At 71.4% G+C, this 22,130-nt stretch carries 22 protein-coding genes and 1 tRNA gene; 18 read left to right on the top strand and 5 right to left on the bottom strand.

The window, feature by feature from the left end; genetic code table 11:
• Window positions 1-2: 2 nt before the first annotated feature.
• Complete coding sequence (locus G3576_RS09230) at window positions 3-1,442, bottom strand: NAD(P)-dependent oxidoreductase (RefSeq protein ID WP_164694098.1); 1,440 nt, start codon at window positions 1,440-1,442, stop codon at window positions 3-5.
• A 216-nt stretch (window positions 1,443-1,658) separates the two neighbouring features.
• A complete protein-coding gene (locus G3576_RS09225; RefSeq protein ID WP_164694097.1) occupies window positions 1,659-2,597 on the bottom strand; it encodes a complex I NDUFA9 subunit family protein in 939 nt (312 codons plus the stop codon).
• Window positions 2,598-2,756: 159 nt separating this feature from the next.
• Between G3576_RS09225 and G3576_RS09220 the strand changes: the two genes are divergently transcribed.
• From G3576_RS09220 to argB, 15 genes are all read left to right on the top strand, one after another.
• Window positions 2,757-2,843: transfer RNA gene (locus tag G3576_RS09220), tRNA-Leu, on the top strand.
• A gap of 307 nt (window positions 2,844-3,150) precedes the next feature.
• Entirely contained in the window at window positions 3,151-4,755 is a 1,605-nt protein-coding gene (locus G3576_RS09215) for a sensor domain-containing diguanylate cyclase (protein ID WP_164694096.1), read from the top strand.
• A 168-nt stretch (window positions 4,756-4,923) separates the two neighbouring features.
• A complete protein-coding gene (locus G3576_RS09210; protein ID WP_207622740.1) occupies window positions 4,924-5,547 on the top strand; it encodes a ribonuclease D in 624 nt (207 codons plus the stop codon).
• A 237-nt stretch (window positions 5,548-5,784) separates the two neighbouring features.
• On the top strand, window positions 5,785-6,411 hold the full coding sequence (lptC, locus tag G3576_RS09205) for an LPS export ABC transporter periplasmic protein LptC (RefSeq protein WP_164694094.1): 627 nt from the start codon (window positions 5,785-5,787) through the stop codon (window positions 6,409-6,411).
• Complete coding sequence (locus G3576_RS09200) at window positions 6,408-7,433, top strand: LptA/OstA family protein (protein ID WP_328728760.1); 1,026 nt, start codon at window positions 6,408-6,410, stop codon at window positions 7,431-7,433. The genes lptC and G3576_RS09200 overlap by 4 nt, the downstream gene beginning before the upstream one ends.
• On the top strand, window positions 7,430-8,227 hold the full coding sequence (gene lptB, locus G3576_RS09195; protein ID WP_164694093.1) for an LPS export ABC transporter ATP-binding protein: 798 nt from the start codon (window positions 7,430-7,432) through the stop codon (window positions 8,225-8,227). Before G3576_RS09200 ends, lptB begins: the two co-directional genes overlap by 4 nt.
• A 50-nt stretch (window positions 8,228-8,277) precedes the next feature.
• A complete protein-coding gene (rpoN, locus tag G3576_RS09190; protein ID WP_164694092.1) occupies window positions 8,278-9,765 on the top strand; it encodes an RNA polymerase factor sigma-54 in 1,488 nt (495 codons plus the stop codon).
• A 65-nt stretch (window positions 9,766-9,830) separates the two neighbouring features.
• On the top strand, window positions 9,831-10,433 hold the full coding sequence (gene hpf / locus G3576_RS09185; protein WP_164694091.1) for a ribosome hibernation-promoting factor, HPF/YfiA family: 603 nt from the start codon (window positions 9,831-9,833) through the stop codon (window positions 10,431-10,433).
• Window positions 10,434-10,749: 316 nt separating this feature from the next.
• Window positions 10,750-10,884 (top strand): 50S ribosomal protein L34, encoded by a 135-nt coding sequence (gene rpmH / locus G3576_RS09180; RefSeq protein WP_164694090.1) that lies wholly within the window; start codon window positions 10,750-10,752, stop codon window positions 10,882-10,884.
• A 25-nt stretch (window positions 10,885-10,909) separates the two neighbouring features.
• Entirely contained in the window at window positions 10,910-11,299 is a 390-nt protein-coding gene (gene rnpA, locus G3576_RS09175; protein WP_164694089.1) for a ribonuclease P protein component, read from the top strand.
• Complete coding sequence (gene yidD, locus G3576_RS09170; protein ID WP_164694088.1) at window positions 11,296-11,589, top strand: membrane protein insertion efficiency factor YidD; 294 nt, start codon at window positions 11,296-11,298, stop codon at window positions 11,587-11,589. The genes rnpA and yidD overlap by 4 nt, the downstream gene beginning before the upstream one ends.
• An 11-nt stretch (window positions 11,590-11,600) precedes the next feature.
• Window positions 11,601-13,430 carry a membrane protein insertase YidC gene (yidC, locus tag G3576_RS09165; protein WP_164694087.1) on the top strand — a complete coding sequence of 610 codons (1,830 nt, stop codon included), beginning with the start codon at window positions 11,601-11,603 and terminating at the stop codon, window positions 13,428-13,430.
• Complete coding sequence (gene yihA / locus G3576_RS09160; RefSeq protein WP_164694086.1) at window positions 13,427-14,116, top strand: ribosome biogenesis GTP-binding protein YihA/YsxC; 690 nt, start codon at window positions 13,427-13,429, stop codon at window positions 14,114-14,116. The genes yidC and yihA overlap by 4 nt, the downstream gene beginning before the upstream one ends.
• A gap of 110 nt (window positions 14,117-14,226) precedes the next feature.
• Window positions 14,227-14,571 (top strand): hypothetical protein, encoded by a 345-nt coding sequence (locus G3576_RS09155; protein ID WP_164694085.1) that lies wholly within the window; start codon window positions 14,227-14,229, stop codon window positions 14,569-14,571.
• 121 nt (window positions 14,572-14,692) lie between these two features.
• Window positions 14,693-15,577, top strand: coding sequence for an acetylglutamate kinase (argB, locus tag G3576_RS09150; RefSeq protein WP_164694084.1), 885 nt, complete (start codon window positions 14,693-14,695; stop codon window positions 15,575-15,577).
• A 13-nt stretch (window positions 15,578-15,590) separates the two neighbouring features.
• Here the strand turns inward: argB and G3576_RS09145 are convergent, their stop codons facing one another.
• From G3576_RS09145 to G3576_RS09135, 3 genes are all read right to left on the bottom strand, one after another.
• Entirely contained in the window at window positions 15,591-16,790 is a 1,200-nt protein-coding gene (locus G3576_RS09145; protein WP_164694083.1) for a phosphotransferase, read from the bottom strand.
• A gap of 175 nt (window positions 16,791-16,965) precedes the next feature.
• Window positions 16,966-18,159: a DUF2336 domain-containing protein gene (locus tag G3576_RS09140; RefSeq protein WP_164694082.1), complete on the bottom strand. Its 1,194-nt coding sequence runs from the start codon at window positions 18,157-18,159 to the stop codon at window positions 16,966-16,968.
• Entirely contained in the window at window positions 18,159-19,406 is a 1,248-nt protein-coding gene (locus G3576_RS09135; RefSeq protein ID WP_164694081.1) for a GGDEF domain-containing protein, read from the bottom strand. Before G3576_RS09135 ends, G3576_RS09140 begins: the two co-directional genes overlap by 1 nt.
• A gap of 144 nt (window positions 19,407-19,550) precedes the next feature.
• Between G3576_RS09135 and dapD the strand changes: the two genes are divergently transcribed.
• The 3 genes from dapD to G3576_RS09120 all read left to right on the top strand — a co-directional run bounded on the left by dapD (window position 19,551) and on the right by G3576_RS09120 (window position 22,126).
• On the top strand, window positions 19,551-20,387 hold the full coding sequence (dapD, locus tag G3576_RS09130) for a 2,3,4,5-tetrahydropyridine-2,6-dicarboxylate N-succinyltransferase (RefSeq protein ID WP_164694080.1): 837 nt from the start codon (window positions 19,551-19,553) through the stop codon (window positions 20,385-20,387).
• A gap of 9 nt (window positions 20,388-20,396) precedes the next feature.
• Entirely contained in the window at window positions 20,397-21,518 is a 1,122-nt protein-coding gene (dapE, locus tag G3576_RS09125) for a succinyl-diaminopimelate desuccinylase (RefSeq protein WP_164694079.1), read from the top strand.
• A gap of 116 nt (window positions 21,519-21,634) precedes the next feature.
• Window positions 21,635-22,126 carry a hypothetical protein gene (locus G3576_RS09120; protein ID WP_164694078.1) on the top strand — a complete coding sequence of 164 codons (492 nt, stop codon included), beginning with the start codon at window positions 21,635-21,637 and terminating at the stop codon, window positions 22,124-22,126.
• Window positions 22,127-22,130 lie beyond the last annotated feature (4 nt).

Raw genomic sequence — 22,130 nt, 5'->3', positions numbered from 1 at the left:
AGTCACTCCGCCGCCACGGCGAGCGCCGCGGTCTTCTGCTGGATGTAGCCGTGCATCTGTTCCGCCGCGTCGCGGCCGTCGCGGATCGCCCAGACCACGAGGCTGGCGCCGCGCACGATGTCGCCCGCGGCGAAGACGCCCGGCAGGTCCGTCATCATCGTGCGATGGTTCACCTTCAGCGTGCCCCAGCGCGTCACCGGCAGGGCAGGCTCCTCGAAGGCCTTGGGCAGGTCCTCCGGGTCGAAGCCCAGCGCCATGATGACCAGGTCGGCGGGCAGGTTGAAGCTGCTGCCCGGGATCGGCTCCACCTGCTGGCGGCCGGAGGCATCCGGCAGGCCGAGATGCATGCGATGCGCGCGCACCGCATTGACCTTTCCATCACCCAGGAAGGCTTCCGGCGCGCCGAGCCATTCGAAGGTGACGCCTTCCTCCTCCGCGTGGTGCACTTCGCGCATCGAGCCCGGCATGTTCGCCTTGTCGCGCCGGTAGAGGCAGGTCACGGCCGCCGCCCCCTGTCGCACCGCGGTGCGGACGCAGTCCATGGCGGTGTCGCCGCCGCCGATGACGACGACGCGCTTGCCCGCCGCGTTCAGCGCGCCCGATTCCATCGCGGCCACGGTCTCGCCAAGCCCGGCGCGGTTCGACGCCGTCAGGTAGTCCAGCGCGGGCACGATGCCTTCAAGCCCGATGCCGGGCGCGGCCATGTCGCGCGCCTTGTAGACGCCGGTCGCCACCAGCACCGCGTCATGCTTCTCCCGCAGCTCGGCGAGCGTGATGTCGCGGCCCACGGCCACGTTCAGGTGGAAGTGGATGCCGCCTTCCTCGAACTGCTTCCAGCGGCGCAGCACCACCTCCTTCTCCAGCTTGAAGTTGGGGATGCCGTAGATCATCAGGCCGCCGACGCGGTCGTAGCGGTCGTAGACATGGACCTGGTAGCCGCGCATGCGCAGCCGCTCCGCCGCCGCCAGGCCGCCCGGCCCGGCGCCGATGATGCCGACGCTCTGCGCCAGCTCCCGGCGCGGCTTCGGCGCCTTCACCCAGCCGTTTTCCCAGGCGGTATCCGTTATGTATTTCTCAACGGACCCGATGGTGACACTACCAAAGTCCTTCTCGATGACGCAGTTGCCTTCGCAGAGGCGGTCCTGCGGGCAGATGCGGCCGCAGATCTCGGGGAAGGTGTTGGTGGCGGAGGCGACCTCATAGGCCTCCTCCAGCCGCCCTTCCGCGGTCAGCTTCAGCCAGTCCGGGATGTTGTTGTTCAGCGGGCAGTGGACGGAGCAGAAGGGCACGCCGCACTGGCTGCAGCGGCTCGCCTGCGTCTTGGCGCCCTCGGGGTCGAAGGCCTTGTAGATCTCGTCGAAATCCTCGCGGCGCAGCTCCGCCTTCCGCTTTTCCGGCAGGCGTTGGTCGAGGCGCACGAATTGCAGCATCCGGTCAGCCATGGCGGCGACGCTCCCTAGGGGCGAGACGAGGCACGCGCCTCCCCTCATCCCCCGGGGGCGCGCACGGCCCCTCTACAGCACCGAAAACCGGGACGCGAGTCCGAAATGCATTAATTAGTCAGTATGGCTGACATTATTTCCGCGTTCCCGATCCGGCACCCGAACCATCTCGGCTGCCCGAACCGGAATTAGGTCCGTTATGGACGGGTTGCGCGCTCACGCCGCGGCGAGGTCCCGTCGCCCACCGCCGGGCCGGAAGCGCCGCAGGTAGCCCGGCACCACCGCCTCCACCGAGGTCGGCGCAATGCCGAGATCGGCAAGCCCAGGCACCCCCTCCCCCACCACATTGTCTCGGCCGAGCAGCTTCAGCTGGTCCGTGGTCAGGGCCGGGTTGGGCAGCTTCTCCAGGATGCTCGCCTGGAGGCTCATCAGCCCCATCGGCATGTCCACCATCCGCTTGGTCCGCCGCGTGGTGTCCAGGATGAAGCGCAGCACGTCGCGCATGCTCATCACCCGCGGGCCACCCAGTTCATAGGTGCGCCCCGCCGCATCATCGCGCTCCACGGCGGCCATCACCGCATCGGCGACGTCCCCCACGAAGACCGGCTGGAACTTCGTGTCGCCCGCCACGACGGGCATGAAGGGCAGCAACCGTGCCATGCCGGCGAAGCGGTTGAAGAAGTTGTCCTCCGGACCGAAGACGACGGAGGGGCGGAGGACCGTCGCCGCGGGGAAGGCCGCCCGCACCGCCGCCTCCCCTTCCGCCTTGCTGCGGGCATAGCGGCTGTCGCTGGCGGCATCGGCCCCGATCGCCGAGACCTGGACGAATCGCCGCGCCCCCGCCGCGGCGGCGGCCTGCGCCACCACGCCCGGCCCCTTGGCCTGCACCCGGTCGAAATCCCCGTGCAGGATGCCGACCAGGTTCACCAGCACCTCCGCGCCCTCCACGGCGCGGGCGACAGCGGCGGCATCCGTCACCGGCGCACGCAGCGGCACGATCTGGCCGACCCGCCCCTGGGTGGTCAGGAAGCGGGCGGCCTGCGGGTCGCGCCCCGCGATGCGGACGATGTAGTCCTGCGCCGCCAGCCGCTGCACCACGTAGCGGCCGATGAAACCGGCGCCGCCGAACACCGTCGCCACCTTGCGATCCGCCATGCGCATGATCCGCACTCCGTCCAGGAAATCCGTGCCGGACCATATGGGGACGACCCTGGCGCGCCAAGCGGCGGGAACTGTCCACAACTTCTGTCGCCACCCCCGCTTGACGCCCCCGGGCCCGCCCCGTAAATCGCCCCTCGCTGAACGACGCCCCCTGCCCAGGTGGTGGAATTGGTAGACGCGCTGGCTTCAGGTGCCAGTGACCGCAAGGTCGTGAAGGTTCGAGTCCTTTCCTGGGCACCATCACCCCGCCAGTCGCGGCGGTGGTCACGCAGACAGCACACTCCCAGATTGCAGTTAGCCCCCTCCTGGGCATAGCGGACGGCTGTTCCGACAATTGTCGACAACCGTAGGTGCTTGTTGCAGTGCGGTCGCCCAGATGCCAGATTGGCGCCGCTTCACGTGATCGTCCCCCCGCCCATGTGAGGTCGGGCCTGCCAGGGCCGGTGCGTCACCCCGCGGTGCCGATCCCTTCCCCCCGGAACCCTCCGTCGGCCCACCGCCACCCGCCTGCGCCTAGACACGACAGCCGTGAGATCGTCCCGCACCGATGCAACACTGGCCCCAGGGTGAACTTGGCCGCAGCAGCGCGACCGCGGATGAACAGCAGGCTCGCGCATCCGGACCCTTCGCCGCGCTGCTGGCCCAGCCGCTGCTGCTGGTCGCGGCGAATCTGGTGGTGGCCGTGCTCTATGCCGGGTTGGGTGCGGCGGTCGGGCTGTTCTTCGCGCGCTACGGGCTCTTCCCCGCGCCGATCTGGCTGCCCGCCGGCATCGCCGCGGTCGCCACGCTGGTGGGCGGCATCCGGCTGGTGCCCGGGATCTTCGCGGGCTCCTTCGCCGTCAACGGCCTGCTGCTGGATGCCGGGTTGCTGACCGCCGCCCTCATCTCCGTCTCCAACAGCCTTGGCCCCTGGGTCGGCGCGGTGCTGACCCGTGCGCTGCGGCCACCCACCGGCCTCTTCACCCGGCTGCGTGGCGTGCTCGGCTTCGTCGCCGGCGGCGTGCTGCTGCAATCCATGCTGACCGCGCTTGGCGGCACGGCGGCACTGCTGCTGGTGGCCGGCCTGCCGCTGGACGATGCCTATTCCGTCTTCTCCCGCTGGGTGCTCTGCGATGCCGGCGGCGTCTTCTTCTTCGCCCCGGCGCTCATGCTCTGGATCGGCGCGGAACGCACGCCGGCCGTGCCCGGCCACCGCATGGCGCCTGGCGATGCCGCCGTCTTCGGCGCCACCGCAGCCCTCACGGCGCTCCTCTTCGCCCTGCCGCCGCCCCTGGCGGACCTCGTCCAGCCGGAAGCCGTGGTGCTGCTGACCATCCCGGTTACCTGGGTGACGCTCCGCATCTCGCTGCGGGCCGCCTATTCGCTGCTGACGCTGATCAGCGTGGTGGCCACCGTCGGCACGCTGGCCGGCCTCGGCCCGTTCCAGCCCGATGCCGTCGCGAATCCACTCCGCGCGGTCGGCATGATGATCGTGCTGATGGCGACCAATGCGCTGGCGCTCATGGCGCTGCTGAGCGAGCGGCGCGAGGCGGAGGCCAGGCTGGCGGAGGGCAATGCGCGGCTGACCGAGGAGGTCGCCGACCGCACGGCGGAGCTGCGCTACCGCGCCGAGACCGATGACCTGACCGGCATCGGCAATCGCGGCCATTTCCTGCGCAGCCTCGCGGCCCATATCGCCACCGCACGGCGGGATGGGGGGCCGCTGTCCCTGATCCTCCTCGATCTCGACCAGTTCCGGCTGCTGAACGACATGCGCGGCCATGCCGCCGGAGACGCGGCGTTGCAGGCGGTGGCCAAGCTCGTGGCCGGGCGGTTGGAGGGCATGCCCGCCAATCTCGGCCGGCTGGGCGGAGAGGTCTTCGCCGTCTCCCTCCCCGGCCTCGACGCCAACGCGGCGTCTGCCCTGGCGGAGGCCATGCGCGCCGCCGTCGCCCGCCACAATTTCGCAACCGAAGGGGATGCGGCGCCGGTGCGGCTGACCGCCAGCCTCGGCGTCACCGGCCTGCTGCCGCGCGACCAGGCGGCGGAGGACATGCTGAAGCGCGCCGACGCGGCCGTCTTCCTGGCCAAGGCCAAGGGCCGCAACCGGGTGGAACTGCGGATGGTGAGCGAGGTGCCGAAGGAGATGCGCGCCAGCAGCCTGTCCCGGTAGCGGGCCGCCCGCCTGCCCGCTATAGCGCGTGCCGGGGCGCAGCCCACCAGCCGCCCGCACCCTTCACGCCCGATGGCCCCTGCACCCTCCTCTCCCGGCTCCTCGCCGTCGCCTGGCCCCCGCCGGGGCGCCGGCGGTCAGGGCCAGACCCTCTTCACCGGAAAAGCCATGATCCAGCTGCATCGGCATGACCTGCCGGAAGGCCTGAGCTTCGGCACCGCCGTGGCCATCGACACCGAGACGATGGGCCTCGACCCGCGCCGGGACCGCCTTTGCCTGGTGCAGCTTTCCGCCGGCGACGGCACGGCGCATTGCGTGCAGATCCTGCCCCCCTCGCTCGGCGGCCGCGGCGGGGACTGCCCCAACCTGAAGAAGCTGCTGACGGACCCGTCGGTGCTGAAGATCTTCCACTTCGCCCGCTTCGACGTCGCCGCGCTCTACAACGCGCTGGGGGTGGAGGTCGCGCCGGTGGTCTGCACCAAGATCGCCTCCAAGCTGGTGCGCACCTATACGGACCGCCACGGCCTCAAGGACCTGTGCAAGGAACTGCTGGGCGTCGAGATCTCGAAGCAGCAGCAATCCAGCGACTGGGGCCAGCCGGAGCTGACGCCGGAGCAGTTGACCTATGCGGCGTCCGATGTCCTGCACCTGCATGCCCTCTGGGCCCGGCTGAAGGCGCTGCTGGAGCGGGAGGGGCGGCTCGACATCGCCGAGGCCTGCTACCGCTTCCTGCCGATGCGCGGCCGGCTCGACCTGCTGGGATACGAGGAGCCAGACCTGTTCAGCCACTGAGGGCGTCAAGCGGCGCCTGGTCACGATTGCCTCCGGATCGCGCGATCGTTGCCCAATCGCCTCACGGTTGACGGTTGGTTGGCACGTTTCTTGTCCGGACAATGCCGGAATGGTCATCGGCGCGTTGACCCTCTCGCCCGGCAGGCCCATACAAGTCGTGTGCGCTTGCCCCCGCCCATCTCCTCCTCCCGTGCTGCCGGATCCGCCCCCGGCGGCTTTCGTGCGCCGCCGCGCCGCATGCTGGCCCCTTCGCGGGAACGGCGGGCGCCGCGTCCCTCGGAACTCGCGCGGCGGCGGATCATCGTCAGCATCGCCAAGCGCGTGCTGCCGCTGGCGGCGGTCGGGCTGCTGGCGGCCATCGCCCTCTGGCCCGAATTCGACAGCGCTGCTGATCGCGGGCGCATCTCCTTCCAGCGGGTCATGTCGGCACGCCCGGATGCGCTGCGGATCGTCGATCCGCGCTACCAGGGGGTGGACGAGCAGAACCGCCCCTACAACGTGACCGCCACCCTCGCGACCCAGGCGGGCAACGAGGATACCGTGAACCTCCAGGCCCCCCGCGCCGACCTGCTGATGGGCGACGGCGCCTGGATCTACATCGAGGCGCGCGATGGCCGCTACGACCGCCCCCGCAACCACCTGGACCTGGCCGGCCGCGTGACCGTGCACCATGACGACGGCACCCAGTTCGTGACCGAAAAGGCGGCCGTGGACCTCGCCGTCGGCGCGGCCTCCGGCGATGATCCCGTGGCGGCGCAGGGCCCCTTCGGCACACTGACCTCCCAGGGCTTCCGCCTCATCGACCGCGGCCAGGTCGTCATCTTCACCGGCAATGCCCGGGCGGTGCTGGAGGGCGGCAAGTGATCCGCCGCGCGATGCTCACGGCCGTGCTGGCCCTCGCCACCGCGCCGGCGCTGGCGCAGAACCTCGACCTCACCCAGGGCGGGCCGGTGGAGATCACCGCCACCAATGGGATCGAATGGCGCCAGCAGGAACAGGTCGTCGTCGCGCGCGGCAATGCCCGGGCGGTGCGGGACGGCGTGACGGTGGATGCGGACCGGCTGATCGCCCGCTACCGCCCCCGCGCCGGCACCACCGCACAGCCCGGCGAAAGCCCGCTCTCCGGCGGCGAGATCTACCGCTTCGAGGCCGAGGGCAATGTCCGCGTGACCTCGGCCACCGAACGGGCAGAGGGCGACCGCGCGGTCTATGACATCGACCAGGCCGTGATGGTGATGTCGGGCCGCAACCTGTCCCTCACCACGCCGGAACAGCGCATCACGGCGCGGGACAGCCTGGAATACTGGCCGCAGCGCCGGATGGCGGTGGGTCGTGGCGGCGCGGTGGTCACCACCAGCGACAACCGCCGCATCGCCGCCGACACGCTGGTCGCCTATTTCCTCGAGTCTCCCGCCCCGGGCGCGGCTGCGGCAGCAACGCCGGCGCCCACGCCCGCCCCGACCCCGGCACCCACCACCACCGCCAATCGCCCGGCCGCCATCCCCGGCCTGCCCGGCAATACGGAGAATAGTCGCATCGATCGCGTGGAAGCCTATGGCAGCGTCGAGATCCGGTCGCCGGAGGAAGTCGTGCGCGGCGAGCGTGGCGTCTACAGCCCGCCCACCGGGCTGGCCCGGCTGGTGGGCGGCGTCCGCATCACGCGGGGCGACAACCAGCTGAACGGCCAGGAAGCCATCGTGAACCTGCGCACCGGCGTCTCGCGCCTTGTCTCCGCGCCGGGGACCCGCGTGCAGGGCCTGGTCGTGCAGCAGCAGCAGCCGGAACAGGCCACCGTCCCCGCCCCGAACCGCCCGGCCGCGCGCCCAGCCCCGGTGCCGAACCCGCCGCCGCCCGCCCCTCGCCCACCGCAGGGGGCGCCGCGATGACGCCGCCGGATGGTCCAGGGAATGGCGGGCCGCGCGATGCCCGCACGCCGCCCGTGCGCCTTGCCGCCGACAATTCCGGCCTGGTCGCGAAGGGCCTCGGCAAGCGCTACAAGAAGCGCCCCGTCGTGCGGAACGTCTCCATCAGCCTGAAGCGGGGTGAGGCCGTCGGCCTGCTCGGCCCCAACGGCGCCGGCAAGACCACCACCTTCTACATGATCACCGGCCTCGTGCAGCCCGATGAGGGCATGGTCACGCTGGACGGCCACGACGTGACCTTCCTGCCGATGTATCGCCGCGCCCGCCTCGGCCTCGGCTACCTGCCGCAGGAAGCCTCCATCTTCCGCGGCCTGTCGGTGGAGGACAACATCCGCGCCGCGCTTGAGGTGGTGGAGCCCGTGCGCGACCGGCGGGAGCAGATGCTGGACAGCCTGCTGGCGGAATTCGGCATCGGCCATCTCCGCCGCGCGCCCGCCCTGGCGCTGTCGGGCGGCGAGCGCCGGCGCTGCGAGATCGCCCGCGCCCTCGCCACCCAGCCCAGCTACATCCTGCTGGACGAACCGCTGGCCGGCATCGACCCCATCGCGGTGGGGGAGATCCGCGACCTGGTGAAGCACCTGAAGGACCGTGGCATCGGCGTGCTGATCACCGACCACAATGTGCGAGAGACGCTGGAGATCATCGACCGCGCCTACATCCTGCACGACGGCCAGGTGCTGATGGAGGGCAGCCCCCGCGACATCGTCGCGCATGAGGGGGTGCGGCGGGTCTATCTCGGCGAACGCTTCTCCCTGTAGGCGCCGGCTTTGACGCAAGCGCCGCATCACCGGGCGGGGGGCTGAGGGCGATGGCCATCGGCCCGCGGCTCGACATGCGGCACACGCAGTCGCTGGTGATGACGCCGCAGCTGCGGCAGGCCATCAAGCTGCTGCAATCCTCCAACATGGAAGTCACCGCCTTCGTGGAGGAGGAGCTGGAGCGCAACCCGCTGCTGGAGCGGGATGAGCGCCCGGAGCCCCGCACGACGGCCGACGAACGCGCGCCCGAAGCGGTGGCGGCGGAGCCGCGGGATTCGCTGGAAGCCGCGACCGCGACCTCCATGGCGGACAGCCCGCTCGATGCCGATTACGGCAATGTCTATGACGGCGATGGCAGCGGTGGTGGCGCCAGCTTCGGCGATTCCGGCGGCCGCGGCGGCCGCGCCGATTTCGACGACGACCTCTCCGGCATCGAGGATCTGGCCGATGCCCGGAAGACGCTGCGCGAGCACCTCGGCGAACAGGTCCGCCTGACCTTCGCCGACCACCGGGACCGGCTGATCGCGGCGCAGATGCTGGCCATGGTCGATCCCGCCGGGCGCCTGCCCGTGCCCGATGCCGCGATCGCCGCCGCCATGGGGTGCGAGGAGGCGATCGTCGCCGCCGTGCGTGCCCGGATGCAGCGCTTCGACCCCGTCGGCATGTTCTGCCGCGACCTCCGCGAATGCCTGGCCGTCCAGCTCGCCGATCGCAACCGCCTCGACCCCTGCATGGAGGCGCTGCTCGACAACCTCGAGATGCTGGCACGGCGCGACCTGCGCGGCCTGATGCGCGTCTGCGGCGTGGATTCCGAGGACCTGGCCGAGATGGTCGCGGAGCTGAAGCGCCTCGACCCCAAGCCAGGGGCGAGCTTCGACGCCGCGCCCGCCATGGCCGTGGTGCCCGACGTGCTGATGCGCCGCACCCATGATGGCGGCTGGGCGGTGGAGCTGAACCCGGAGACGCTGCCCCGCATCCTGGTTAATCGCGGCTTCCACGCCCGCGCCGTCGTCGGCGCCCGCAACCGGGACGACAAGGCCTTCATCGCGGACAAGCTGCAGAGCGCGACCTGGCTGGTGAAGTCGCTGGAACAGCGCGCCAACACCATCCTGAAGGTGGCGGCCGAGATCGTGCGGCGGCAGGACGCCTTCTTCCGCCTCGGAGTCGGACATTTACGGCCGCTGATCCTGCGGGACGTGGCCGAGCATGTCTCCATGCATGAGAGCACGGTCAGCCGCGTGACGGCGAACAAGTATATCGCGACGCCGCGCGGCACCTTCGAGCTTAAGTATTTCTTCACCACTGCCATCGCCGGCACCAGTGGTGGCGAAAGCCATAGTGCGGAGGCGGTTCGTTTTCGCATCCGCGAGATGATCCTGGCCGAAAGCGTTGACGACGTCTTGTCCGATGACGCGATTGTCGAGCGCCTGCGCAAGGAGGGTGTGGACATCGCCCGCCGAACGGTGGCCAAATACCGGGAGGCGCTGCGCATCCCATCTTCCGTGCAGCGCAAGCGGGAGAAGGCCGTCCCGGCCTGACCTTGGCGCTGTTCCGCCGGCCTACCGGGCGGCCTTTTCCAAACCGGAGAAGGAGCAAATCCCTCATGCACATTACAGTCGCGGGCAAGCAGGTCGAAACCGGTGATGCGCTGAAGACGCATGTGCGGGACGGCCTCGGCACCATCGCGCGGAAGTATTTCGACCACGCCCTGGAAGCGAACGTCACCTTCCGCCGCGACGCGAAGGGCCACGCCTTCGTCTGCGACATCAACCTCAAGGCCGGCCGCAACCTGTTCATGCGAGGGGAGGGCGAGGGAAGCGACGCCCACAAGGCCTTCGAGGAAGCGGCCGAGCACGTCGCCAAGCGCATGCGACGATACCGGCGCCGGATGAACGACCATGCCCGTCACCTGGCCGGGGAGCGGGAGCCCGAGATGGGTGAGCCCGCCCGCCAGGTGGTGCTGCGGCCGGAGCCCGAGGAGGAGGTGGAGGCCGAGCCCGTGATCGCGAACGGCGCGGATCATCCGGCCGTGGTCGCGGAGACGCAGGCCACCATCGACCGCCTGACGGTCGGCGAGGCGGTGATGCGCATGGACCTGGCCCATGTCCCGGTCCTGATGTTCCGCAACCGCGCCACCAACGCGCTGAACGTCGTCTACCGGCGGGAAGACGGCCACATCGGCTGGATCGACCCCCGCACCAACTGACCCGAGTCCCTGCCGAAAAGCCCTCTCCCCCCGCTGGGGGGAGAGGGCTGCGTGAGGGGGCAGGCGCGGTTGAGTGAAGCCTGGCGCCTCCCCTCCCCCCGATTTATGGCCAGAAGCTGACTTCCCCCCCGCCCCGCCCCACCGTCCGCGGTTGACGGAAGGCCACCCCCCTCCCTATACGTCCGGGCCTTCGTCGGGGCGCGCCCTGGGTCATTCGCGGCCGCCATGACGATCCCTTAGAGATACCTGCCGGATCGTCGGCGCCATCGGGGCTTCCCGCGGCGGTGGACAGGTCCGGTCACCGCGGGAGTGTGTCGTGAAGCGTACCTATCAGCCCTCGAAGCTCGTCCGGAAGCGCCGCCATGGTTTCCGCGCCCGTACGGAGACCGTGGGCGGCCGCAAGGTGCTGGCGAATCGCCGCGCCAAGGGCCGCAAGAAGCTCTCCGCCTGATCGCGGGGCGGGCGAGGCCCGTGCCATGCCGGCGCGCCCGCCGCGACTGAAACAGCGCCGCGAATTCCAGCGAGTCTCCGCCCGCGGCACCCGCGTCGCGCGGCCGGGTCTCGTGCTGCAGGTCCTGGCCGGGACCGAGGCGCCGCTTCGCGTCGGCTTCACGACCACGAAGAAGATCGGCAACGCCGTCACCCGCAACCGCGCCCGGCGCCGGCTGCGGGAAGCGGCGCGACTTCTGTTGGGCGATGGTGCGCCAGCAGGCTACGACCTCGTGCTGATCGGGCGGGACGCGACCGCCACGCGCGATTTCCGTACCCTGGTCGGCGACCTCCGCGGGGCGTTGAAGCAGGCCGGGCTGCGGCTGGACCAGCCGAAGCCCACAAGCCAGCACCAGCCGGCGGAGCCGGTGTCGTGACTCCCCAGCAGCACCTGCTGCGCGGCGCCATCCGCACCTACCAGTACACGCTGCGCCCGATCATCGGCTGCAACTGCCGCTTCCTGCCGCATTGCAGCGACTACGGGCTTGAATCCGTCGCCACGCACGGGGCGTTGAAGGGGTCCTGGTTGACCACCCGCCGCATCCTGCGCTGCAACCCCTGGCATCCGGGTGGCTACGACCCGGTGCCGCCATCCTCCTCCCCGAACGCCCCCTCCCCGAACGCCCACGGCGCGGATCCCGCTGCCGCCGGCGTGACGAAAGGCTGAACCAGGCCGTCATGGACCAGAAGCGTCTCCTCGCCGCCATCGCCCTGTCGGTCGGCATCCTGCTGATCTTCGACCTCTGGAACCGCCCGGCGCGGGAGGCGGAGCGCGCCCGCCAGGCCGAGATCGCCGCCACGCAGCAGGCCGCTGCCCCGGCAACGCCTGGCGCCGCCGTGCCCGTTCCCGTCCCCCCCACGGCCGTGGCCAACCAGGCACCCGGCGGCGCCACCACGGCGCCCGCCCCCAGCCGCGCGCCCGAACAGCGCGTGGCGCTGGAGAACGCCTCGCTCCAGGGCAGCATCGGCCTGCGCGGTGCGCGGCTCGATGACCTCGTGCTGCGCCGGTACCGGGAGACGGTGCGCCCCGACAGCCCGCTGGTGCGCCTCTTCGCGCCGCGGACGGAAGCCAACCCCTACTTCGCCCAATGGGGCTGGACGGCCGCCGATGGCCGTACCGTGGTCCCCGGCCCGGACACCGACTGGACCGTGGAAGGCGGGCCGCTCGGCCCCAACGCGCCCGTCACGCTGCGCTGGGACAACGGCCAGGGCCAGGAATTCCGCATCCGCCTGGAACTCGACGACGAATACATGGTGACGGCGCGGCAAAGCGTGCGGAACACCGCCGCCGAGCCCATCCAGGTGCTGCCCTGGGCCCGCGTGCGGCGTGAGACGACGCCGCAGGTCGCCGGCTTCTTCATCCTGCATGAGGGCTTCGTCGGCGTCCTGAACGGCCGCCTGGTCGAGTGGACCTACAAGGATGCGCGCGCCGAGGCCGAGAAGCGCCGCGGCCCGGCGGTGGAGCAGGAGAGCCCCGGCGGCTGGGCCGGCTTCACCGACAAGTACTGGCTGGCCGCGCTGACGCCGGTGGAGCAGTCCACCCAGGTCCGCACCGCCTATCGTCATTCCGGGGAAGGCGGGCAGGATCGCTGGCAGGTGGACATGGCCACCCCCGCGCCGCAGACCGTCGCCGCGGGCGCGGAAGCCACGCTCGCCACCCGGCTCTTCGCCGGGGCGAAGGAAGTCCACACGCTCGACCGCTATGAAGGCCAGCTCGGCATCGAGGGCTTCGACAAGGCGATCGACTTCGGCTGGTTCTACTGGCTGACCAAGCCCTTCTTCTACGCGCTCGACTGGCTGTTCCGCATCTTCGGGAACTTCGGCGTCGCGATCCTGGTCTTCACCTTCGGCCTGAAGCTTGCCTTCTTCCCGCTGGCCAACAAGGCCTACATCTCCATGGCGCGGATGAAGACGCTGGCGCCGAAGATGACGGAGGTGCGGGAGCGCTACAAGGACGACCCCGCCAAGGCGCAGGCGGAGATGATGGCGCTTTACCGGTCGGAGAAGGTGAACCCCGCCTCCGGCTGCCTGCCCATCCTGCTGCAGATTCCCGTCTTCTTCGCGCTCTACAAGGTGCTGTTCGTGACCATCGAGATGCGGCACGCGCCCTTCTTCGGCTGGATCCACGACCTCTCTGCGCCGGACCCCACCAACCTCTTCAACCTGTTCGGCCTGCTGCCCTTCGACCCCATGCAGCTGTCCAGCCTGTTCCACATGCCGGCCTGGGCCATCGCGATGGGCATCACGATGTACCTGCAGTTCAAGCTGAACCCGACGCCGCCGGACCCCATCCAGGCCAAGATCTTCGCCTGGATGCCGCTGATCTTCACCTTCATGCTGGCCTCCTTCCCGGCGGGCCTGGTGATCTACTGGACCTGGAACAACCTGCTGTCGATCGCGCAGCAGTACTGGATCCAGCAGATGGACAAGAAGCGGCAGACCCGCGCGGCCGCGGCGCCCCCGCCGCCCAAGCCAGTTGCCGCACCGTCCAAGGGCAAGAAGGGATGACCATCCCCCCGGCCGCCCCGCTTCCCGCGGGCGGCCTCGCCGAGGCGAAGCTGGAGGAGGACCGCGCCGCGCTGATCGAGGCCGGACGCCTCCTCTTCGCGCGCCCCTGCACCTTCTTCTACGCCTCCCAGAGCATCGACCAGCTGCCGCCGATGCGCGGGCCGGAGATCGCCTTCTGCGGCAGGTCGAATGTCGGCAAGTCCTCCCTGCTCAATGCGCTGACGGGGCAGAAGGCGCTGGCGCGCGTCTCCGTGACACCGGGACGCACCCGGCAGCTCAACTTCTTCGACCTCGGTGAGGGTCGGCTGACCCTCGTGGACATGCCGGGCTACGGCTATGCCAAGGCGTCTAAGACGCTGAAGGAGGATTGGCAGGGCCTGATGTTCGACTTCCTGCGCGGCCGCCCGACGCTGCGGCGCGTGCTGCTGCTGATGGATGCCCGGGTCGAAACCAAGCCCGCCGACCGCGCCGCGATGGACCTGCTGGCGGACGCCGCCGTCGCCTACCAGATCGTCGTCACCAAGGTGGATGACGTGAAGCCGCCGCAGCTGAAGAAGCGGCTGGCGGAGATCGAGGCGCTGGTGAAGAAGCGCACCGCCGCCCATCCGCTGGTGATGGTGACGTCGAGCGAGAAGGGCACCGGGATCCCGGAGCTGCGGGCGGAACTCGCGGGGCTGGCTGCCTGAGCGGGCAGCACCTCGTGGCGTCGTGGGAAATCTGCGCTTCATCCTTCTGGCGTAGGGTCATCGCCGGCGGCACGCCTTCCGCGGTCGCCGTCCTTCGCAAGGATGCCCCGATGATCCGTCGCTTCCTCCTCGGCGCCACGCTGCTGGCCACCATGGCCGGCGCCGCGCCGGCCTACGCCCAGTGCGACACGCGCTTCACCTTCCGCAACAATTCGGGCTCGCAGGTGAACGAGTTCTATTTCGGCCCCTCCTCCAACTCCAATTGGGGCCGCGATCGCCTCGGCGAGAACGTGCTGCCGAACGGCCGCTCCGTCTCCTACACGCCCGGCGGCCGCGGCGGCGCCTATGACTTCAAGGTCGTCTGGGCCAGCGGCGAGACGGCGGAGCTGATGCGCGTGAACATCTGCGAGGCCTCCGAGATCATCGCCACGCGCCGCGGCATCGAGGCGCGCTGAGCTTCCCCCGGCGCGGCCCCGGCCGCGCCGTCACGCCCCGGACCCTTGACCCTTCCGCGGTTCCGTCCCAAACCGCGCCGCCCGTGGCGAAAGGCCCGGGGCGCACGGGGACGCCTTGACCATGACCGATGACGCGCTCGACCAGATGGCGATCCTCGCCGGCGCGCTGCCCTTCCTGAAGCGCTACGACGACCAGATCGTGGTGGTGAAGTATGGCGGCCACGCGATGGGGGAGGAGGAGACGGCGCTGCGCTTCGGGCGCGACATCGCCCTCCTCGAACAGGTCGGCGTGAACCCCGTCGTCGTGCACGGTGGCGGCCCGCAGATCAACGCCATGCTGAAGCGCCTCAACGTGCAGTCCACCTTCGTGCAGGGCCTGCGCGTGACGGATGAGGCGATGCTCGACGTGGTCGAGATGGTCCTGGCCGGCCCCGTCAACAAGCAGGTCGCCTCCGCCATCACCCGCGCGGGCGCGCTCGCCGTCGGCATCTCCGGCAAGGATGGCGGCCTGGTCCGCGCCCGCAAGCTGGCGCGCACCTATCGCGACCCCGGCTCGAACATCGAGAAGGTGCTCGACCTCGGCTTCGTGGGCGAACCCGAAAGCGTCGATGCCCGCGTGCTGCGCCTGCTGATCGGTGCCGACATCGTCCCCGTCGTCGCCCCCGTCGGCGTCGGCGCCGATGGCCAGACCTACAACATCAACGCCGATACCGTGGCCGGCGCCATCGCCGGTGCGCTGGATGCCGAACGCCTGCTGATGCTGACCGATGTCCGCGGCGTGCTCGGCCCCGACGGCAACCTGATCCCCGAGATGACGGTGGCCGAGGTCCGTGCGGGCATCGAGGCCGGCTGGATCTCCGGCGGCATGATCCCGAAGGTGGAGACCTGCATCTACGCGGTCGAGCGTGGCGTGAAGGGTGCCGTCATCCTCGATGGCCGCGTGCCGCATGCCGTGCTGCTGGAACTCTTCACCGACAAGGGTGCTGGCACGCTCATCCGGGCGTGACGGCGGAAGGGCGTCAGCCCTCCCAGGCCAGCACGCGCTTCAGGTGCTGCGCGGCCTGCGCGATGCGGCCGCCGCGCATGGAGCGATAGAGCGCCGCCATCGCGGCCACCGCCATCAACTCGCGCGTGCCGACGCCGAGGGGCAGCGGCCGCGCCCAGGTGATGCGGGACGGCAGCATGGGCGGCGCATCCTCCTCCAGCAGCGGCCAGCCCGCGCCGATCGGCGCCAGCCACCACCGGTCCCAGTCGATCAGCCTCGGCACCCCCGCCGCATCCACCAGGATGTTGCCGGCATGCAGATCGTCATGCAGCACGAAGACCGGCATGGCGGCGACCAGCCGCTCCAGCGCTGGCAGGCGATCGGCCAGAAGCGCGGCCGCATCCATCCCGCCGAGCGCCGCATGAAGCGTCGCGGCCTCCCTCCCGCCCGCGATGGCGCGCAGCGTCTCCAGCATCGGTCGCGCTAGGGTCAGGCCGCGCGCCAGGCTGGTCGGCGGCGCCTCGCACCAGAAATGGTAGAGCAGTTCCCGCACCACATGGTCCCAGCGCTCCAGCGGCAGCGGGTCTCCCTCCGCCATGTCGAGCAGCACGGAGGTGAAGCGCCCCTCCCGATGCAGGCCGTGGTAGCGCGGCGCGCGGAGCCGCGCGGCGGGCATGGCGCCGAACAGCAGGTCCTTCTGCGCCACCTTGGCCGCGTCGGTCCGCCGGTCGCCGAACACCTTCTCCACCAGCACCGCCGGCGCGGCCTCCCCCTCCAGCGTCACCGCATGGCGGTAGACGGCCATGGCGACCAGGCCGGGGCGCAGCCGCGTCGTGGCGATGGCCGTCACCGGGCGACGGAGGCGCGTGCCCAGCACCTCGGCCAACCGGCCGAAGGATGACGGGGCCTCGAACTGCGCGTGGAAGTCGTGCTGAAGCGCGGCCCGCCTGGCCATCCAGTCCTGCTGCTTCGCGAAGCGGGCGTGACCGGCCGCGACCAGCACCTCATAGGCCAGAAGGCCCCCGATCCAGTCGAGCCGGGCGTTACTCTCCTGCGCCATGCCGAGCAGCGGGGCGGGATCGGCGGCAATGTCGCCGCCTGTATGCGGCGGCAGCAGCGGCGCCAGCGCGGCCCAGGCCTCCGCGCGCCGATCCCCGCGCAGCGCATCCAGCGCCCCGCGCAGCGCCGCATGCGCCAGGCCGGCATCGCCCACGCTGGAACCCGCCTGCGTCACCCGCCCTGCTTCATGCGCGGCATCATCGCGGCATCCATCCATGCGCCCACGGTCGCGGCGCCGGATTCCAGCCTGCAGGCCGGCCATCGCCTTCCCGCAACAATAACGCCTTGTGAGCGCGCGGTATTCTCTGTTTCGTGAAAACCGCGCCATGCGACCAGGCCGTGGCCGCCGTTCAGGCTGGCAGGCTCTCCAGCAGTTCCGCCTGCCATTCCAGCTCGGCATCGCCCATGGCCCAGCCACCGGTGGCGGTGGGGCGCACGATCTCATGCGGCGGCAGGCCACCCAGCACCAGCTGCACCGCCTCCGCCAGCGCCGGCGACCAGCCCGCACGGTGGCAGAGCCCGGCCAGCGCCCGGCCGCTGCGCAGCGACAACGCCGCCTCCACCTGCCCTTCCGTCATCGCCGAATCGCGGGCGAGCGCTTCCAGCAGCGCGTCGCGGTCGCCGACGCGGGCGGCGGTGAACAGCGTCGCCTCATGGGGCGCCACCTCCCCCTCCGTCTCCGCCATCCGGGCGATGACGCGGCTGCGCAGCGATTCCGCCAGGCCTGGCGGCAGGTCAGGCCTGGCCGCCAGGCGGCTCATCAGGTGGTCCGCCACGATCTCCCCCAGCGCGCGCGCGGCATGGGGCGGCAGCTTCGACCGGCGTATGAGCGCTGCCTGCCAGCTCGGCCGGCTGCCCGCGCCCGCCACCAGCGAATCCAGCGTCGCCTCGCGGATGGCGGCGGATGGATTGGCCAGCAGCACGGCGACCGCGGCGGTATCGGCGGTGGCGGCGATGGCGTCGGTGACCGGCTCCGTCAGCGCCGGGCGGCGTGCCACGGCGCGGCGCGTCCCGGGTGCCGGCGGGTCCGCCACCAGCGCCATCAGGTCGTCATCGGTCAGCAGCGGCGACAGGCGGATCACCGGCTCCGCCACCGGCATCGCCGTGTCCCGCGCCAAGCGCAGGATCAGGTCCCGAGGCGCATCCGGCATGTCGCGCAGCACCGCGGCCAGCGCCGCGCGGACCTCGACGGCGGCATCCTCCACCAGCAGGGCCAGCGTGCCGCCGGTGAGCCGCGCCATGCGGTCCTGCGCCCCGGCATTCAGCTTCGGCGCCAGGCGCGCGACGCGACGCGCCAGTTCCGTGCGCACCACCGCGTCGCAGTCATCGGCCAGCAGCCGGTCCGCCGCCGGCGGTGTCCCGGCATTGGCGGCCACGGCGCGCCGAACCTCCGCCGCCGGGTCGGCGGCGAGGTAGGTCAGCAATTCGGGTGGGGTGTCGGCCTGCCGCGCCACCGCGGCGCGTGCCGCGGCGTCCCCGTGCCGCGCCGCCTGCACCGCTTCCGGGCTGGCCCCATGGGCCGCCGCCGTCGCCAGGGCCGCCATCAGCCCCGCCCCCCGCCACGGGCGCGCTTCACCTGGTACATCGCGGCATCGGCGCGCATCATCAGGGCGGCCAGATCCTCCTCCGGCCCGGGCAGCGCGATGCCGATGCTGGCGCGCAACGCCCCCTCCCCCGCCTGGGGCCAGCCCGGCAGGGGGCCTGGCTGGCCAATCGCCATCACGCGGTCCCAGGCCGAGGCCTCGCTGCCCACGCCATCCAGCCAGAGGCAGAATTCGTCGCCACCCAGCCGCGCCGCCGCGTCGCAGGGCCAGGCGGCGGCCCGCAGCCGTTCCGCCATGCCGCGCAGCGCCGCATCGCCGGCCTCATGCCCCAGCGTGTCGTTCAGCGGCTTCAACCCATCGAGGTCCACGAAGACCAGCGCCCCGGCCCCCGGCCGCACGCGCCCCGCCAGCGCCATGGTGAAGCCGCGCCGGTTGAGCAGCCCGGTCAGCGCATCGCCATGCGCGGCCTCCGCCAGTTCCCGCTGGCGCTGCGCTTCCGCCTGAAGCCCGGCCACGGGCATGGCCAGCGCCTCCATCAGGTCGCGATCCTCCCGGTCGAAATCCGGCTGCTCCGCATCCCGCCAGGCCACGAGGCAGGCGCCGCCCTCGGCGCCCGCCAGTAGCAGCCGGGCCTCGGGGCCCGGCGCATCCCCGGGTGGCGGCATGCGATCGAGCGGCACGGGCGCGGTGCCCTCCACCGCCGGGCGCCAGCCGCGCCCCGCCGGCAGCAGCAGCGCCGCACCCACCGAAGGCAGCGCCGCCGGCAGGGCGCGGAGCATGGCCTGCAGCGCCGCGGCCGGGTCCCCCTGCCGCTGGCCGAGCCGCAGCAGCCGCCCGAGCGTCGTGGCCCGGCGCAGCGCGCGGGCGGAAACCTCCGCCATCCGCTCCTCCGCCGTCACGTCCCGCGCGGTGCCGCGCAGCCCTTCCTCATGCGGCACCACGGTGAAGTCGAAGCAGCAGACGGTGCCATCCGCCCGGGTCAGCCAGGCGCGCGCGCCACGCATGGCCTGGCGGTCCCGGAACAGCCCGCCCGCGCCGCCCGCCAGCAACTGCGTTGCCGGCCGCCCGAGCAGCGCATCCGCGCGGTAGCCCAGCGCATCGTCCGGCCCGATGAAGGTGAAGCAGCCCGCGCCATCGGTCTCGAACACCAGATCGGCCGCGAGCAGGGCGAAATCGCGCCAGCGCGCGCGGCTGTCGATCAGCGCGGATGCCAGCGATTGCGCGCGATCATCGGGGAAGACATCCATGCGCGGCAGGATGCGGGAGCCGGGTGAATTGCCGGTTAGCGAGACAGGCGTGCCCCTGGGGCGCCCCCTTCCGTTGACATCGCGCTGGCGCGCTATGCATGGTCCCGCGCATCGAACCCTCCCCGCCAGGACACGCGAACCACCATGGACAAGACCGCCCTCCAGGCCCGCATCGAGGCACTCTGGGCCCGCCGGGACACGCTGAATGCGCAGACCCATGGCGCCGACCGCAACGCGGTGGAGGAAGCGCTCGCGCTGCTCGACTCCGGCGGCGCCCGCGTGGCGGAGCCGGACGGCAAGGGCGGCTGGCGCGTGAACCAGTGGCTGAAGCAGGCGGTGCTGATGTCCTTCCGCCTGTCCGACAGCCAGCCGATGGACACGGCCGCCGGCGCCTATGACAAGGTGCCGTTGAAGTTCGAGGGATGGGGCGAGAACCGCTTCAAGGCGGCGGGCTTCCGCGCGGTGCCGGGCGCCGTCGTGCGCCGCAGCGCCTACATCGCGCCCGGCGTCATCCTGATGCCGTCCTTCGTCAATCTCGGCGCCTATGTCGACAGCGGCACCATGGTGGATACCTGGGCCACCGTCGGGTCCTGCGCGCAGATCGGCAAGAACTGCCACATCTCCGGCGGCGCCGGCATCGGCGGCGTGCTGGAACCGCTGCAGGCCAACCCCGTCGTCATCGAGGATGACTGCTTCATCGGCGCCCGGTCGGAGGTCGCGGAAGGCGTGATCGTGGAACGCGGCAGCGTGCTGTCCATGGGCGTCTATCTCGGCATGTCCACCAAGATCATCGACCGCGCGACGGGCGAGATCTTCTACGGCCGCGTCCCCGCCTATTCCGTCGTCGTCTCCGGCTCCCTGCCCGGCAAGCCGCTGCCGGATGGCACGCCGGGCCCCTCCCTCTACTGCGCCGTCATCGTCAAGCGCGTGGATGAGAAGACCCGCGCCAAGACCAGCATCAACGACCTGCTGCGGGATTAAGCGGAGGTCGTGGCCGACCCCCTTCCCCTCGCCCAGGCGCTGATCCGCTGCCGCTCCGTCACCCCCGCGGATGACGGCGCGCTGGCAGTGCTGGAAGCGGCGCTCACGCCGCTCGGCTTCGTCTGCCAGCGCGTCGATTTCGGCACCACGCCGAACCTCTACGCGCGGCGCGGCACCGCAGGCCCGCATCTGATGTTCGCGGGCCACACCGATGTCGTGCCGCCCGGCCAGGCGCCCTGGACCACCGATCCCTTCGGGGCGGAGGTGCGGGACGGCGTGCTCTACGGCCGCGGCGCCACCGACATGAAGGGCGGCGTCGCCGCCTTCGTCGCCGCGGTCGCCGGCGTGCTGGAACGCCGCCCGGACCTGCCGGGCAGCCTCTCGCTGCTCATCACCGGGGACGAGGAAGGCCCGGCGCTGGACGGCACGGTGAAGGTGCTGGGCTGGCTGAAGGATCGCGGCGGGATCCCCGATTGCTGCCTGGTCGGCGAGCCCACCAGCAAGGTCGAGCTTGGCGACACCATCAAGGTCGGCCGCCGCGGCAGCCTGAATGCGGCCATCACCGTCCACGGCACCCAGGGCCACGCCGCCTATCCCCAGCGCGCCGACAACCCCGTGCACCGCCTGGTCCGCGTGCTGCACGCGCTGACGGCCGAGCCGCTCGACGCCGGCACGCGCTTCTTCGAGCCGACGAGCCTGCAGGTCACCAGCGTCGATGTCGGCAACCCCGCCACCAACGTCATCCCGGGGAAGGCCACCGCGCGGCTCAACATCCGCTTCAACGAGCTGCATACCGAAGCCAGCCTGACCGCCCGCATCAAGGCGGCGCTGGAGGCCGAGGCGCCGCGCCACGACCTCGCCATCGAATGCTCGGGCGAGAGTTTTCTGACGCAGCCCGGCCCCTTCGTCGATGCGCTGGTGCGCGCCGTGCGCGCCGAATGCGGGCGGGAGCCGACGCTCGATACCGGTGGCGGCACCTCCGATGCCCGCTTCGTGGCGAAGCACTGCCCGGTGGCGGAACTCGGCGCCGTCGGCGCCACCATGCACCAGGCGGATGAACGCACGCCGGTCGAGGAACTCCGCGCCCTCTCCCGCCTCTACGCCCGGGTGATCGAGGAGGTGCTCGGCTGAGCGGTGCCCCCCCGCCGCCGGACCCGCCCCAGGGGCCCCCATTGCGGCTCGTCATCGCCGCCGGCATGGCCGGGGCCTTCCTGCTTGCGCGCGGACGGCAGGAGGGGATGGTGCTGATGGAAAGCACCCCCCGGGGTGCCTGGCGGTCCTTCATCGCCGCCGCGATCTGCCTGCCCGCCTTCCTGGCGCTGCGCTTCTTCGGCTGGGCGCAGGCGGGCGCGGGGATCGAGGTGCTGGGCCGGCCGCTGGCGGCAGAGCTCATCACCTACGTCATGGGCTGGACCGTCTTCCCGCTCGTCACCTTCGGGATCGCCTCGCTCTGGGGCCGAGCGGCCGCCTGGCCACGCTTCGTCGCCGGGTGGAACTGGATCAACATCATCCAGTACCTGCTCTGGCTGGCGCTCTCCGTGCCGGTCGTCCTCGGCGCTGGCGGGCTGATCGTGCAGGGCCTGACGCTGGCGGCTTTCGGCTACCTCGTCTGGCTGGAATGGTTCACCGTGCGCGTGGGACTCGGCGTCACGGGCAGCAGGGCGACGGCGGTGGTCTTCCTCGACCTCGTCATCGGCCTGTTCCTGGCGGGGCTCGCGCAGCGGCTGTCGCTGGGCTGAACAA

Origin of the sequence: Falsiroseomonas algicola (genome assembly GCF_011040385.1) — a bacterium.
Lineage (GTDB): Bacteria > Pseudomonadota > Alphaproteobacteria > Acetobacterales > Acetobacteraceae > Falsiroseomonas > Falsiroseomonas algicola.
This window is presented reverse-complemented; position numbering and strand designations above follow the sequence as displayed.